Genomic DNA, 14023 nt, shown 5'->3' on the forward strand with positions numbered 1-14023 from the left:
CCCTCAGGCGCGTGACGTCACCTCGTCGCCGCGCTCCCTGGCTGGTGCCGCCGGAGTCTGCTGGATGGTCGGCGTGGATCGCACCAGGATCAGCACCAGAACGCCCGCGACGAGACCGGCGATCCCGGCCGTCCAGAACGCACCCTGCAGACCGGCGATCGACGCCCGGTGGACCAGTGCGATCGTCGCGGCTGCGTTCTCCGACCCGGCCTGGGCAACGATCCGTCCGGCCTGACCGCCCGCAAGGGCGTGGGACAGATCCCCGGATCCGGGCAGCCCGGCGGCCTGGAAACTCGTAGCCGCCCGGGAGGCGAAGATGCTGCCCAGGACTGCGATCCCGATCGCAAAACCGAACTGCCGCATGGTGTTGACCAGACCGGATGCCATGCCGCCGCGCTGTACCGGCACCGCACCCATGGCCGACGAGGACAAGGTCGGGGTGGCCAGTCCGACGCCGATACCGGTGACGACGAAGCCGACCATCAGGGCAGGCCAGCTCGAGGAATCCTGCAGGAAGAGGGCGTCCAGCACGGCGCCCAGCCCGATCAGCAGCATGCCGGCACCGATGATCGGGCCCGGGGCACGATTGTGCAGCAACCGGCCGATGGCCGCGGAGACGAAGAAGGCGGCGCCTGCCAGGGGAAGCCCGACCAGGCCGGCCTGGATCGGCGAGAGGCCGAGGACCGACTGCAGCCAGATCGAGGTGTAGGTCAGCGATGCGAAGGCCGCGACGTTGAGGATCAGGGCTGCGAGAAGGGTGCCGACGAAGGATCGGCCGCGGAACAGCGTCAGATCGACCATGGCGTATCGGCTCCGGCTCTCGATGAGGACGAACGCCGTCAGAGCAAGCACGGACACGATCATCGGCACCCAGCTCGTCCACGATCCCCAGCTGGCATCACCGGCGCGGATGAGCCCGAAGGTGAGGGCACCGGCCGCGACCGTGAACGTGGCGGTCCCGGCATAGTCGACCCGGCCGCCGACGAGCGGCTCGTCGACCGACAGCACCTTCAAGGCCATCACGATGGCGATGACGCTGACCGGCAGGTTCACGAAGAAGATCCAGTTCCAGGACAGCCCTTGCGTCAGCAGACCGCCGAGAACCGGGCCGATGGCCGCCGAGGCACCGCTGACCGCCCCCCAGACCCCATAGGCGATGCCCCGGTCCTTGCGCTGGTACGAGGCATTGAGCAGCGCGAAGGTGGTGGCGAACATAGCGGCGCCGCCGATGCCCTGAACGGCGCGAGCCGCAATCAGCACGCCGGCGTTCGGTGCGAGCCCGCAGACGAGCGAGGACACCGCGAACAGGGCGAGCCCCGCCACGTAGGAGCGGCGGTGGCCGATCAGGTCGGCGAGGCCACCGATGCCCAGCAGCAGCGCGGCCAACGCAAGGGCGTAGGCGTCGACCACCCACTGCAGGGAGGTGAAGGAGGTCGACAGGCCCTTGGCCATGTCGGGGAGGGCGACGTTCACGATCGTCACGTCGACCAGCAGCATGAAGGTGCCGAGGGATACGACGACCAGAGGTAGCCATTTGCGCATGAGGTAACTCCTGTGGGAACGAACGAGCCCGAGGTCGCGAACTCGAGGTGGACTGGAGACCAGTCTGCCTTCGGAGGCCTTCCCCGACAGAGCTGGCCCGGAGAATCTCGTAGGATTCCTCCATGAAGCAATCCGTGCCGTCGGATATCGGCATTGTCGATGATCTCGACAGGAAAATCCTCCAAGCCCTGCAGATCAACGGACGGGCTGCCTTCAGCCTGATCGGTGAGGTCGTCGGGGTGTCCGAGCAGACCGTCGCCCGCCGGTACCGCAGGTTGCGCGAGCAGGGCGTCGTCCGGGTGGTCGGACTGGTGGATCCGACACGGCTCGGACAGCTCGACTGGATGGTCCGCATCACCTGCCGCCCCGATGCCTCGGGGGCACTGGCGGCGGCCCTGGCCCGTCGCGACGATGTCGCCTGGGTGTCACTGACCGGTGCGGGCAACGAGATCGTCGCCTCGCTCCGCGCCCGCACGCAGGACGCCCGGGAGGAGCTGCTCCTGCGGCGTCTGCCGAAGACCGAACAGGTGCTCGATCTCGCGGCCGCCATCGTGATGCATCGCTTCACCGGGCTCTACGACAACGACTGGCAGGCCTACCGCGGCGGCCTCGGTGACCAGGCCGTCGCGGCGCTCGCTCACGCCAGAGGCGGGCAACCGGACACCGTCCAACCCGACGCTCGACCCTCCGAGCCGAGTGAGATCACCTCCGGCGCAACGGTTCCTGCCGCACCGCTACTACCCGAGGACCAGCCCCTGCTGGCTGCGTTGGCCCGTGACGGACGGACACCCATCTCAGTGCTGGCCAAGGCGTCTGGCTGGTCGCAGGGCCGCACCCGTCGCCGGTTGGACACCTTGATCGATGACGGCGCCCTCTACCTGGACGTCGACCTGTTCATGCCTGCCCTGGGATTCCCACTGATGGCCATGCTGTGGATGACGGTGGAGCCGCAACACCTGGACGCCTTCGGAAATGCCCTGGTGAAGGAGAGCGCGGTGACGTTCGCCGGTGCCATCACCGGCTCCTCGAACATCTCGGCCGCTGTTGCGCTGACGGAGGTCGATTCGCTCTACCGGTTCGTCAACCGCGTCGGCGATCTCGCTCCCGGGCTACGGCAGTTGGAGATCGCACCGGTCATCACTCGGATCAAGCAGGCCGGATCCCTGGTCATCGGCGATCGACTCGGCGAACCGCGGCCGGCTTCGGGACGCTGACGCATCCTGACGGGCACTCGCGCGTCCATGGGTCATGAGCTCGATGCAGAAGACAGCCCACCGCCGAACCGACCAGCACATCGCCGACCACCGTGCCGCAAGAAATCCCACCGGTCACCGCCACGCCTCCCCGGCTGCCGCCCGTCCCGCGGTGGCCGCAGTCGACCTCTCTACGACCGAGAACTGCGACGACGGCTGCCACTACTGTCAGGGTCCTGAGACCGACTGACAGCACGGCTATCTCGCTCCGATCAACGCGAGATTCAAGCCAGCGGCAACGGTTTGTCCCCGAGGCCGATGATCGTGCCGACGAGCTGATCCGGTTCGGCAACGGAAGCCACGCACGACAGCTGGTAATTGCCCTGACGAAGCGCTGCCGTCGTCAGGGGCGTCAACCGGTCGTAGAGCGGCTCTTCGAGGACGTACACGCCGATCTTGAGCCGTCCACCCTTGCCAGGGTCGGCGGTCCGCATGGCCCGGCCGGCCATCCCCAGACAGGACTTGTTGATCTGGGCAACGCTCTGCTGGACTCCGAACACCTCGGTCGTGGCGATGATCTCCAGCGGATGGGGGATGACGCACGACTGCGGTCGCTCGGGTGCACGGAAGGCCGCCCAGCACGATGCGAAGATCGGCGGCAGCACACCGCGGTCCAGTGCCCCGCCGATCCGACCGCGGTAGGTGGTGTTGTCTCCGGTGGCGCCGATGCAGGCCGTCCAGCTCTGGCCGGCCGCCCGCTGCAGCGGCGTCGGGCCGATCGAGAGCGACGCGATGTTGATCACCGTCTGCCACCCGATACCCGGGGTGGTGATGGTGGCCGGGTCGAACGGGCCGACCGACCCGACGTAGTTCACCTCGGCGAGTTCGCACAGCGAACTGGCCGATTGGTACGTGCCGATCGTCGCGGTGGCCAGCGGGTGGGCGGTTGGATCCACCGAGGTGACCTCTCCGACGATCGGCCCGGAGCAGGCACCGTACGTCGCCCACGGATACTTGATCCGGGTGTCGGTGTCGTCGACGTAGGTGGCGTGAGACAACCCCGTCAGCCCCACCAGGCAGTCACCCGTCTGCGGCGGCGGTGGCACGACGGCCGCGACCGGCCTGCCCGGCACGGCCCGTCCGGCGATCCCGGGGACCACCACCGCAGCCAACGCGAGCACCACCAGCACCAGCATGCCGATCCTGCGTCGATCCACGTGCTCCTTCCTACACCCGGCCGGATGCAGAGCGGTCGGAGGTTGACGTCCGCCGCGCAACGGCGATGATGGGACGACCACATGCGACGGACCGGCAACGACGCCGATCCGCGTGTCCACGAGGGGATCTCCTGTCATGACGGAGCCTGATCAGTCGTCAACCGAGCGTAGGGCGGGATGGGGCGGTGACGAGGTCACCCGCGACCACGGTGACGAGGTCACCCACGACCACGGTGACGAGGTCACCCACGACCACGGTGACCGGGCCCCGGCCGAAGCCGGTTGGGACGGCGACGAGGTCGTCCGGGATCAGGGTGACAAACCACCGGCCACCGACCCGGGATGGAGCGGCGCGGAGATCGTCAAGGACGCCGGATCGCATCGGAAGTCAGACGACGGTGCCGGGTGGAGCGGCGACTCGGTGGTGGAGGACAGCGGTCAGGGGGCCTGACAGCTGGGGCACCAGAACAGGTTTCGTCCCACCAACTCGGCTGTGGCGACGGCCGTCCCGCAGATCCGGCAGGGCAGCCCGGTCCGCCGGTAGACGTAACTCGCCTCCGCCCGACCGAGTCGCCCGGTCCGGCGGGCCCGATGCTCCGGCCGCACGGTCTCGATGCGTCCGGCGCGGACTCCGGCCCGCATCAGCACCATCAGGTCGGCCCACATCTCCGCCCAGAGCTCTGGCTCGATCGTCCGACCGGCACGGTAGGGGTCGACCCGGTGGCGGAACAGCAGTTCGGCGCGGTAGACGTTGCCGATGCCGGCCACCACGCTCTGGTCCATCAGCAGCGCGGCGATCGTCACCCGGCTGCGAGAAATCTTGCGGTAGGCCAGATCCGGGTCGCTCTTGGCCCGGATCGGGTCCGGCCCGAGCCGGCTCAGCACGGCGTCGACGGCCGGCGGATCCATCAGCTCGCAGGCCGTCGGACCGCGTAGATCCGTCCAGTGCCCGTCGGAGACGAGCCGCAGGCGCAGTGCGCCGCGGGGCTCGGGCGGCTCGCCGGAGCCGGTGGTGAACTTCCCGTACAGGCCCAGGTGCACGTGCAGGGTGGGGGCATCCTCGTAGTACTGGAAGAGATGTTTGCCGTAGGCCTCGACGTGCAGCAGCAACCGGCCGTCGAGGGCTTCCGCGCCGCCCGCGAATCGACCCTGCGGACTGGACGCGGCGACCACCTGGCCGGCGAACATCTTCTGCTGACTACGCGCAAGTCGGTGCAGCGTATGGCCTTCAGGCATCGAGTTGCTTTCTCACGACCGCACTCTACGTGCGCCGCGGCCCGGTCATCGTCGCCGCAGATCAACGTGTATCAGTGGCACTGTGCCGCGCTCCTGTTCGTGACGACGTCCCGAGGATGCCCCGAGGGAAGTCCGCTACGGCGATGTTCGATTCCGACCCATGCCGGGTCGGAACCGAACGCCGCCGATGCCCGTCGTACCACCCATTCCATGCCTTCGACACCAGCACCCTGCATCATGATCTGGAGAACGACGATGCCCGCTTCCGCCGCCGCGGCCGACAAGTCGAAGAGCGCCCGCCGTCGTCCGGCGACCACCGTCGCCACCGGCTGTTGCATCGACGACGCCACCGGCTGTTGCATCGACGACGCCACCGGCTGTTGCATCGACGACGCCATCGGCCGATGGAGCATCGACGCCCTGCGATCGACCTTGAGGGTCTCGGTCAAGGTCGGCCTGTTTGCGACCGTGCACGGCACGTTCGCCGACGTCACCGGGCATGTCGACGTGGCGGCCGACCCGTCGCGGAGCCGGGTCGAGGTCGCGGTTGCCACCGGTTCCCTGTCCAGCGGCAGCTCCTGTGTGGACGCCCTGCTGCACGGCGCCGGCGTAGTGGACAGTGCGAGGAACCCGTCGATCTCATTCGTCTCCCGAGCGATCAGAGCCGGCGCCGAGGCCGGGACCTGGTTCCTCGACGGGCTGCTGGCCACCAACGGCGCCGTCCTGGACGTCACCCTCGAGATGTCCGACCCGATCGCCACCGGTGGCGCCTTGCTGTTTCGGGCCACCGGATCCCTACCGTCGAAGGAAGCCGTCCGGCTGCTCTCGCAGCAGGGAGTCGAGCGGGTCCTCGGCCGGACCATGGGCCTGGACCTGACGATCGTCGCCGTTCCCGGCCGCTGACCCCTTGCTCGTTTCGGCCGAACGACCGCTCAGCCCTGGATCAGGGCTGCGACGGCTTGCCCGCGGTGTAGAGCCAGGTGTGGAACAGACCGGTCAGATTCTTGTGCGACATCGCGGTGGCCAATGCGGTGAACTGGGCCGTGGTGCCGTGCCCGTACCGGTGGACCGATGCCCAGGTCTTCAGGATCCGGAAGAACGTGGTGTCGCCGACCGCCTTCCGGAGTTCGTGCAGGACCATCGCCCCCCGGTTGTACGGCGGGTCGGCGAAGATGAACTCTCCGGCCCCCGGATCGGCGACCGGGAAGGCCCAGAGGTCGGCTCCGGCCGGTGAGGCGTAGAGCTCGGCGAAGATCTTGTCCGCGGTCTGCCCGCCGGTGTGCTCGGAGTACAGCCACTCGGCATAGGTCGCGAAGCCCTCGTTGAGCCAGATGTCCTTCCAGCGCGTCACACTCACCGAATCGCCGAACCACTGGTGGGCAAGTTCATGCACCAGTGTCGAGGTGTCCGGCGCCCGGTCGAACAGCGGCCTGGTCTGGGTCTCGAGCGCATATCCGACCGACGGCGCGTGCATCACGATGGCCCCGGTGGAGGAGAACGGATACGGGCCGAAGGTCTTCTTCTCCCAGGCCAGGATCGCCGGCAACTTGGCCAGCACCGGCGCCGACGCCGCGGCCTCCCGCGGATCGACGGCCACGTAGACCGGCAGGCCATCGGCCCGGTACGTGTTGATCTGGAACTTGCCGATCGACGCCGTGGCCAGATAGGCAGCCATCGGTTGCCGCTGACGCCAGTGCGTGGTGGTGGTCTTCGAAGTCGTGCGCTGCGACAGCAGTTCACCGTTGCCCACGGCCTGGTAACCCTTCGGCACCGTGATCGTCACGTCGAAGGACGACTTGTCGATCGGCTGGGAGTTCGAGGGGAACCACGTCATCGCGCCTTGTGGCTCGCTGCCGACGAAGGCGCCGGTGTCCGTGCGGATCCAGCCGTCGGGCGATCCGTCCGGGTCGGTGACCTCCTGTGGAATCCCGCTGTACCGGACGTCGACGGTGAAGCGGCACCCGCGCGACAGGTACCGCGACGGGGTGATGATCAGTTCCTGACCGCTCCGGCTGAACGTGGCCCTGTGGCCGTCCACCAGGACCGAGGCCACGGTGAACCCGGAGAGGTCGAGGTCGAAGCGGGAGAGATCCTGGGTGGCGGTCGCGGTGACGACGGCGTGACCGACGAACTTGCCGGTGTCCGGCACGTACCCGACGTCGAGGTCGTAGTGGGAGACGTCGAACCCGCCGTTGCCCGACAGCGGAAAGTACGGGTCGCCGGCGCCGGCCGCGCCGGGTGTCGGCTTGGCGTGGCCCCAGCCATGCCCAGGGCCGGGGTGGGTGGCCGAGCGGATCACCACCGACGCGGCCGAGGCCGGCGCCTGGCCGGCCAGGGTGACCACGCAGACCGCCGCTGCGACGAACGTCAGACGAGTTCTCAGCTTCCTCATGGCCAGGACTCTAACAACACCCATGAACGGTCGAACGGGTGGAATCGTCTCGAATCCGCTCTGGGGTACCGGTTGTCGGTGGTAGGAACTAGCGTGATGGCGATATGGGCGTTGTGCCCGACCTGCCACCCGCAGCACCCCTTCGACATCGGAGCACGATCATGCAGCAGGTCTCGAACCGGCGGCGCCTGCCCCGCGCCCTGGGGCTTTTCGTCATCACCTTCGGACTGGTCGTCCTCGGCGGCGGCGTTGCGGTAGCGGCCGACAAGCCCACGCCGGCGATCGACGTCTCCGCCCATCACACGATCACCCAAGGCCAGACGCTGACCGTCCGCGTCTTCGTCCACCCCTCGGCTTCGTCGAGCGGTTCGGGCAACGGTGGGTCGACAATTCCACCGGCCTCCAGCTTCCCGGACACCACTCCTAGCTCTACCGCCAGAACCACACCCGGCACGCCGACCAGCGCCACCACGAAAACGACGCTGACGACACCGACCACCCGGAGGACGGCTACCAGCGAGACAACGCCCACCACCGCGACCACTGCTACGACTGCTACGACTGCTACGACTGCTACGACTGCTACGACGACGACTCCCACCGCCGACACGGCGGTCAACGGTGCCACGGGCGTTGCCGGCCTCACCGACGAGACCGGGCCTCCCATGACCACGACCGACACCACGACGAGCAGCAGCAGTTCGATCGAGGTACCCAGGCTCCCCCCACCCAACGGTCTCCGCATGGATGGGGCGGTGTTCGCCGCCGCGGCGGACGATCTCGGCCCGGTCTCCGGCCAGGTGACGATCTACAACGGCGACGAGGCGCTCGGCGTCGGGTCGCTCAACGACACCGGCAACACGATCATCGTGGCGGACACCAGCGAACTGCACCCGGGCAGTTTCAACCTGCGGGTGGCCTACTCGGGCGACAACACCTTCGCCCCGACGTCGGTGACGCTGTCGTTGACCGTGGTGCTGGTGGCGTCCACGCCGACCGTCGAGACGACAACCGTTGCAGCACCGGCCCTTGCGACCACCGGCTTTGCCGCCACGAACGGACTCGGGTACGCGTTCCTGCTCGTCGGCGCCGGTTTCCTGCTCCTCTTGGCTGCCACCAGGGCCACCGGCCGGCACCGCCTCTGAGTCGCTTGCTTAGCCCGATATCCAAGCAACGAGACCAGGCCGGCCGATTCGGCTCGACACGGCTGGGATCATCCAGTCATGACCATCTGTACCCCGGCCCGGCGATGACGTCCGCCGCCGACGCGCACCGGATCGACGCGCCGCTGCGGGTCAACGAGAGGCTGACCATCGGCCTGGACGAGCTGAACTGGCGGTTCTCCCGCTCGTCCGGTCCGGGCGGTCAGGGGGTCAACACGGCCGACAGCCGGGTGGAGCTGACCTGGAACCCGGGGTCCTCCGTTGGATTGGCGGCGGCCGGCGAGGCATTCCGCGCCCGGCTGCTGGATCGGTTGGCCGGCCGGTTGGTCAACGGATCGGTGGTGATCGCGGTGTCGGAACACCGCGCCCAGCTCCGGAACCGGGAGACTGCGCGCCTCCGGCTGATCAGGATCCTGCGCGACGCGTTGGCACCCCCGCCGGCTGCGCGGCATCCAAGCCGCCCCAGCCGGGGTTCGATCGAGAGGCGACTGGCCGGGAAGAAGGCCAGATCGGCGGTGAAGGCGACCCGCTCGAGCCGCGGTCACCGGTCGGAGGACCAGTGAGCCGGGCTGGGTCCGGTGCCTGACTGCACTGATCGGTCATGGTCCTGGTCGGCCGGGCCAACTCCGGCTGACACGTCCAGGCGGACTCCGTCGAGTGCTCCGTCGCAAACCGAAAGTTGGTGACCCAGATGCTCGTTCAGTCAGGTGCAGCAGCGGTGACAAGGATTCGTTGCATGAGATCGAAAGTCGTCAGCACCTGGGCGGCTTCGTGCTGCATCGATAGCAGCGCGGGGTCGCCGGCTGCGTCCTCGGCCAGGGCTGCCTCCCAGAGCCGCCGTTCGGCGGCGTGCCATTGCTCCATCTCGCTCACCTGTACCCCAGAGAACCCGGCGCTCGACAGGTCCGTGAACAAGTCGATGCGCCTCAGCCGTGGGGGCACCCGCTCGTCGTGACGGTCGCGAGGCTGCCAACACGTCAAGGCCACGCGGCCGCCGGGCCGGAGCACCCGCTTACACTCCAGGATCGCAGCGCCGGGAGGATCGGCGAACTGCACGGAATCAACGCACACGACGGCGTCCACGGAACCAGACGGCAAACCGGTGTCGGCGAGGTCACCGGCCAGAAACTCGGCGCGGCCGCCCATTCCGAAGTTTGGGACCATCTCACGTGCACGGGCCAGCGCCACGGTCGAGAAGTCGACGCCGATCAGGGCAGCGCCGCTCCGCCGCGCGATTTCAAGTCCGTAGCCACCACGCCCGCAGGCCAGGTCGAGCAGTGTGCTGCCAGCGGCCAGGTCGAGCGACCCCATGATCGTGGAGATGCCCTCCCACGGCAGCAGACTGGAAGATTCCAACCCGAGCGGTAGACCCAAGTACTCCTGGTAGATCTCGGCGCATCGAGCGGACGGTTGCATGTTCGCGTACCAGTCATCGAATTCGGCCGCCCTCGGGGCTGTCACCCCACGACTATGACAGCCCGTCGTGGGTCTATCGAGGAGCGCAAGGCGCGGCAGCCCGAGTGGCCGGCGGACAGAGAAAGCTCAGCCGTCGACCGGCGACTGAAATCGTACGAGGTAGCCGTCCGGGTCGGCCACCAGGAACTGCCGCACTGCGGCGACGTCCGTGCCGACCTGGTACTGCTTGGTCTCCGGCGGCATGAACAGCTCGACGCCGGCTGCGCCGAGCGAGACAGCGACCTCGTCAGCATCGGGCACGATGATCTGGAAGTTGATGCCGCGACCCAGCGGACGTTCGAGCGGACCAGTGATCCAGTTCCGACCGACTCCCACCTCTTCCAGCATCAGGTGAGCAGTCCCTAGCATGATGTAGGCGAACCGCTCCTCCGGGCGTGCGTATCGAATCTTGAAACCGCAGGCCGAGCACCAGAACCCGACGCTCAGCTCGATGTCACTGACCAACAATTCGGGGACCAGGCCCGGCTCGCGCATCGCCACCTGAAGACCCTCTCACGCCGCTGACGTTCGCCTGAGCCAGCCGTCCGACAGCCGATCCCCAGACGAGAATTGACCCAGCACTGGGATCACAAGAACTCGGGTCAGTCGACACGTCGAGGTCATCTCCGGCGTCGACGGCGGCTGCCAGGTCGAAGCCCATTCCGCGTCACCTATCAATCAGAGTTTCGCGATGAAAGCCAGCCACTACTGCGGTTGTGGAGCCGCCGTTCCTGGTCTTGGCAGGATCATCGCGCGGACCGGCTCCTCGGTCGGGGGGAGCCAGTCAGGTCGAACCCGCCCTACCTCGTGCCAGCCCCGGGTCAGGTAGAGGCTCACCGCGTCGAGGTGACCGGCCACCACGTCCAGCACAGGTGCCCCACCGTCGGAGAGTGCTCTCTCGGTAGCCCGGGCGAGCAGCGCAGAACCGATGCCGCGCCGGACCACGCGACGATCTGCGTACAGCACGCTGACGCAGCGCAACTGTGTGATGGGCACACCGTGCGCGGCCGCCCACATCCGCCCGAGTTCGTCCTCGGTCACGGATTGGATCGCGACGTGGCCGACGACGTCGCCGTCCAACTCGGCAACCCACGCCTCGATCTCGCTGGGGCGACGCAGGAAACGCTCGGGTCCGAGATCTGGTGGCCAGTGGAAGGGATACTGCGTCTCAGCCTGCTGCATTGCGAGAATGTCGAGCAGCGGCGGTATGTCGACGTCGCGCCGGGGTCGGGTCAGCACAGTGGGCACGAGTCGAGTGTAGAAGCGTGGTCCGCCGAGGCATTCTGGTTCGATCAGCAGTGGACGGAGGCGAGCAGGCCGACCGAGGGAAGTTCCCCGGTGGCGATGAGATCCTCCTCTGTGTCGCGCATGGCGTTGAGCGCCTGTCCAGCCTGCGTGGTGGGCACCGTCCACGTGCCGCCGCGCCCGTCGACGAGCCGCCAGAGGATGCTCGTGTCCGACGTGATCAGGTTGACGCCGATGCGGCCGATGGCATCGAGCATGGCAGAGCCGGTGTGGAGAGTTTGATGGCCGGCGATCCAGGCGTCGAGCAGTTGCTCCGAGGGATGATCGGCGTCGAGCAGACCAGCGGCGACCAGTTCTGCCCGGTGGCCGTAGACGAAGGCGGCGGCAGCGTCATCGACTGGTTCCCACGCGAATTCTTCGACAATGACCTGTCCGTCGGGGGCGAGCAGCGTGGCGGCATGCGCCAAGGTGTCGTGCAGGTTCTCGGCGTGGTGCATTGACCGCGTGAACAGCACGACGTCGTACTCGCCTGCGACGTCCTTGATGTCGGCTTGCAAGACCCGCACTCCACGTCGGCTGGCAGATTCTGCCATTGCTGCATTGCGGTCGACGCCGGTGACGTCGTACCCCACGGTCGCCAGTGCGGCGGCGAGAGCGCCGTCACCGCAACCTACCTCGACGATGCGCGCTGGGGGAGCAGGACGAATGGGCACCAACTGGGCGAGTGTATGAGGCACAGCGATCGTTGATAGATACACGTGGGCATCCGCTAGTTGAATTTCAGGCCTGCAAACTCCCCATGAATCTACGGCCAGTTCAGGACAGCAAGCCAGCGATCCCCGGGCGCATTCTGCGTCACGTGGGCCGTTCAGCTGGCAGACTGCCTCGACCTCGATCGGGAGGAGGTGCGACACCGTGTCATTGATGGTCCTCGCGCCTCTGCGAGCTGATTGTGCGGCCGACGATGGGAGCGTTGCCAGCAACCGCGAATGGCACCCGTACTCGTCGCGTTGGGAGGGCTGGTCCCGTCCTACTCGGCACCCACGATGAACAGGTCTGATAGCTCCGGCTGACCGGTGGTTCGACCGACTGATGCTTCTACCTGTGCAACCTGCGTCGTGGGTCGGTTTTCGCAGCCACTCTTGCCCGGCCTGACCAGGTGAGACAGCCCCGACCGGTGTCCGTTTCGGGGGACTGTCGGTTCTACCTGTGCAACCGGCGTGGTGGGTCGGCCCTGCGAGCCACCCTCGCCCAGCAGCACCATCCTGACGACGCCCCCGACCCCGCCGATTCCTACTGGGAACCCGGCCCGGCGCAGACCGCGATCGACGCCGTCGCCACCGCGGTGGACGGCCTGCTCGAAGTGGACCCGACCGCCCCCGGCACCGGCGCCACCCTGGACCTGCTGCGCGCCGTCGAAATGCAGACCCGCCGGCTCTACGGCATGTCGGTGTCCGTCATCTCCCAGATGGACCACCGCGGCCTCGCCGCCCCCGCCGGGCAACTGTCCACCACCTCCCTGGTCCGGCAGATCATCAACATCAGCCGCACCGACGCCGCCGCCCGCGTCCGCCGCTCCGCAGCGACCAGCGTCGGCACCGGGATGTCCGGCGCCCCCATCCCCGCGCGGCTACCGCTGCTCGCCGCCGCCGTCCACGCCGGAACCATCGGACCCAGACACGCCGACCTGGTCACCGGGGTGTTCAAAACCTTCGACGCGTCGGTGCCGCAGGAGCTGCGGGAATCGGTGGAGACATTCCTGGTCGCCGAAGCCACCGTGGCGGATCCGTCGACGTTCGATCAGGTGTGCCGCAGCATCATCCTCGCCGCCAACCCCGACGGGCCGCAGGAGGAGAAGGACGCCCACGACAAGCAGGAATTTCACATCGGCGCGCGCCGACCCGACGGACTGACCAAAGTGTGGGGGCTGCTGGATGATTTGACCGTGGAATCGCTGCGGGTGGTGTTCGGGGCGGGCGATGTGCGCACCCGCCGCCGACCGCAACAAATGCGACGCCCCCGACCCCGACCCCGCCGGCGACCCCGACCCGGCCGGTGACACGCCCAGCGAGACAACCGGCGATACGACGCCGACCGCGGACGCCGACGAGCCGAGTGGCGCAACCGCGGACGCCGACGAGGCGAGTGGCGCAACCGCGGACGCCGACGAGGCGAGCGGCCCCACCGCGGACGCCGACGAGGCGAGCGGCCCCACCGCGGACGCCGACGTCGACCTCGACCTCGACGTCGATGTCGATGTCGACCTCGACCTCCAGGTAGCAGCGTCCCCGCCGCCGAGGCACCACCCGGCGAGCACACCACCGACGGCCCGGTCACCGACCTGACATCCGAGCAGGTGGCAGAACCACCAGCCGACCCCGACAACCGAGTCGAAGCCGCAGACGTCCACGACCCCGGCGAACCTTGCGGAACCGGCGACCCCAGCGAAACTCGCATGGCCGACAAGACCGAAAACGATCCGACCGCAACCGATGTCGGCCCGCTGCCGATCTGGCGGGCACCACGCGTGCCCTACCAGTGGGCGCCGCTGGGCACCCTGCCCGGCGACTACCTCCACCT

The 14023-nt window shown here is 68.1% G+C and carries 15 protein-coding genes; 7 read left to right on the top strand and 8 right to left on the bottom strand.

The window, feature by feature from the left end; all coding sequences use genetic code 11:
* Positions 1-3: 3 nt before the first annotated feature.
* Positions 4-1542 carry a DHA2 family efflux MFS transporter permease subunit gene (locus ABIB25_RS25655; protein ID WP_354531362.1) on the bottom strand — a complete coding sequence of 513 codons (1539 nt, stop codon included), beginning with the start codon at positions 1540-1542 and terminating at the stop codon, positions 4-6.
* Between the two features lie 122 nt (positions 1543-1664).
* Here ABIB25_RS25655 and ABIB25_RS25660 point away from each other — a divergent pair, with 122 nt between their 5' ends.
* A complete protein-coding gene (locus ABIB25_RS25660; protein WP_354531363.1) occupies positions 1665-2756 on the top strand; it encodes an Lrp/AsnC family transcriptional regulator in 1092 nt (363 codons plus the stop codon).
* Between the two features lie 263 nt (positions 2757-3019).
* Here ABIB25_RS25660 and ABIB25_RS25665 read toward each other — a convergent pair whose 3' ends face one another.
* On the bottom strand, positions 3020-3952 hold the full coding sequence (locus tag ABIB25_RS25665; RefSeq protein ID WP_354531364.1) for a hypothetical protein: 933 nt from the start codon (positions 3950-3952) through the stop codon (positions 3020-3022).
* A gap of 136 nt (positions 3953-4088) precedes the next feature.
* Here ABIB25_RS25665 and ABIB25_RS25670 point away from each other — a divergent pair, with 136 nt between their 5' ends.
* Positions 4089-4403 carry a hypothetical protein gene (locus ABIB25_RS25670; protein ID WP_354531365.1) on the top strand — a complete coding sequence of 105 codons (315 nt, stop codon included), beginning with the start codon at positions 4089-4091 and terminating at the stop codon, positions 4401-4403.
* Here ABIB25_RS25670 and ABIB25_RS25675 read toward each other — a convergent pair.
* On the bottom strand, positions 4391-5188 hold the full coding sequence (locus ABIB25_RS25675; RefSeq protein ID WP_354531366.1) for an Fpg/Nei family DNA glycosylase: 798 nt from the start codon (positions 5186-5188) through the stop codon (positions 4391-4393). The genes ABIB25_RS25670 and ABIB25_RS25675 overlap by 13 nt on opposite strands.
* A 255-nt stretch (positions 5189-5443) precedes the next feature.
* Here ABIB25_RS25675 and ABIB25_RS25680 point away from each other — a divergent pair, with 255 nt between their 5' ends.
* Positions 5444-6091, top strand: coding sequence for a YceI family protein (locus ABIB25_RS25680; protein WP_354531367.1), 648 nt, complete (start codon positions 5444-5446; stop codon positions 6089-6091).
* Between the two features lie 40 nt (positions 6092-6131).
* On the opposite strand, the gene ABIB25_RS25685 is transcribed toward ABIB25_RS25680, so the two are convergent.
* Positions 6132-7580: a M1 family metallopeptidase gene (locus ABIB25_RS25685; RefSeq protein WP_354531368.1), complete on the bottom strand. Its 1449-nt coding sequence runs from the start codon at positions 7578-7580 to the stop codon at positions 6132-6134.
* A gap of 161 nt (positions 7581-7741) precedes the next feature.
* Here ABIB25_RS25685 and ABIB25_RS25690 point away from each other — a divergent pair, with 161 nt between their 5' ends.
* Both ABIB25_RS25690 and arfB read left to right on the top strand, forming a co-directional pair.
* Positions 7742-8725, top strand: coding sequence for an Ig-like domain-containing protein (locus tag ABIB25_RS25690; protein WP_354531369.1), 984 nt, complete (start codon positions 7742-7744; stop codon positions 8723-8725).
* Positions 8726-8856: 131 nt separating this feature from the next.
* Positions 8857-9306, top strand: coding sequence for an alternative ribosome rescue aminoacyl-tRNA hydrolase ArfB (gene arfB / locus ABIB25_RS25695; protein WP_354531377.1), 450 nt, complete (start codon positions 8857-8859; stop codon positions 9304-9306).
* A gap of 136 nt (positions 9307-9442) precedes the next feature.
* Here the strand turns inward: arfB and ABIB25_RS25700 are convergent, their stop codons facing one another.
* From ABIB25_RS25700 to ABIB25_RS25715, 4 genes are all read right to left on the bottom strand, one after another.
* Positions 9443-10204: a class I SAM-dependent methyltransferase gene (locus ABIB25_RS25700; RefSeq protein WP_354531370.1), complete on the bottom strand. Its 762-nt coding sequence runs from the start codon at positions 10202-10204 to the stop codon at positions 9443-9445.
* A gap of 81 nt (positions 10205-10285) precedes the next feature.
* Positions 10286-10693 (bottom strand): bleomycin resistance protein, encoded by a 408-nt coding sequence (locus ABIB25_RS25705; protein ID WP_354531378.1) that lies wholly within the window; start codon positions 10691-10693, stop codon positions 10286-10288.
* A 210-nt stretch (positions 10694-10903) separates the two neighbouring features.
* Positions 10904-11446, bottom strand: coding sequence for a GNAT family N-acetyltransferase (locus ABIB25_RS25710; RefSeq protein ID WP_354531371.1), 543 nt, complete (start codon positions 11444-11446; stop codon positions 10904-10906).
* A 44-nt stretch (positions 11447-11490) separates the two neighbouring features.
* Positions 11491-12159: a class I SAM-dependent methyltransferase gene (locus ABIB25_RS25715; RefSeq protein ID WP_502919903.1), complete on the bottom strand. Its 669-nt coding sequence runs from the start codon at positions 12157-12159 to the stop codon at positions 11491-11493.
* A gap of 461 nt (positions 12160-12620) precedes the next feature.
* Here ABIB25_RS25715 and ABIB25_RS25720 point away from each other — a divergent pair, with 461 nt between their 5' ends.
* Positions 12621-13502 carry a DUF222 domain-containing protein gene (locus ABIB25_RS25720; RefSeq protein WP_354531373.1) on the top strand — a complete coding sequence of 294 codons (882 nt, stop codon included), beginning with the start codon at positions 12621-12623 and terminating at the stop codon, positions 13500-13502.
* Positions 13423-13788 (top strand): hypothetical protein, encoded by a 366-nt coding sequence (locus ABIB25_RS25725; protein WP_354531374.1) that lies wholly within the window; start codon positions 13423-13425, stop codon positions 13786-13788. The genes ABIB25_RS25720 and ABIB25_RS25725 overlap by 80 nt, the downstream gene beginning before the upstream one ends.
* Positions 13789-14023: the final 235 nt, after the last annotated feature.

It is taken from the genome of Nakamurella sp. UYEF19 (assembly GCF_040546275.1).
In the GTDB taxonomy this organism is placed as follows: Bacteria; Actinomycetota; Actinomycetes; order Mycobacteriales; family Nakamurellaceae; genus Nakamurella.

What these genes read in the sequence shown, in the direction of transcription:
- ABIB25_RS25655 (WP_354531362.1), bottom strand. Translation starts at nt 1,542, where the DNA reads ATGCGCAAATGGCTACCTCTGGTCGTCGTATCCCTCGGCACCTTCATG.
- ABIB25_RS25660 (WP_354531363.1), top strand. Translation starts at nt 1,665, where the DNA reads ATGAAGCAATCCGTGCCGTCGGATATCGGCATTGTCGATGATCTCGAC.
- ABIB25_RS25670 (WP_354531365.1), top strand. Translation starts at nt 4,089, where the DNA reads ATGACGGAGCCTGATCAGTCGTCAACCGAGCGTAGGGCGGGATGGGGC.
- ABIB25_RS25675 (WP_354531366.1), bottom strand. Translation starts at nt 5,188, where the DNA reads ATGCCTGAAGGCCATACGCTGCACCGACTTGCGCGTAGTCAGCAGAAG.
- ABIB25_RS25680 (WP_354531367.1), top strand. Translation starts at nt 5,444, where the DNA reads ATGCCCGCTTCCGCCGCCGCGGCCGACAAGTCGAAGAGCGCCCGCCGT.
- ABIB25_RS25685 (WP_354531368.1), bottom strand. Translation starts at nt 7,580, where the DNA reads ATGAGGAAGCTGAGAACTCGTCTGACGTTCGTCGCAGCGGCGGTCTGC.
- ABIB25_RS25690 (WP_354531369.1), top strand. Translation starts at nt 7,742, where the DNA reads ATGCAGCAGGTCTCGAACCGGCGGCGCCTGCCCCGCGCCCTGGGGCTT.
- ABIB25_RS25705 (WP_354531378.1), bottom strand. Translation starts at nt 10,693, where the DNA reads ATGCGCGAGCCGGGCCTGGTCCCCGAATTGTTGGTCAGTGACATCGAG.
- ABIB25_RS25725 (WP_354531374.1), top strand. Translation starts at nt 13,423, where the DNA reads ATGTGCGCACCCGCCGCCGACCGCAACAAATGCGACGCCCCCGACCCC.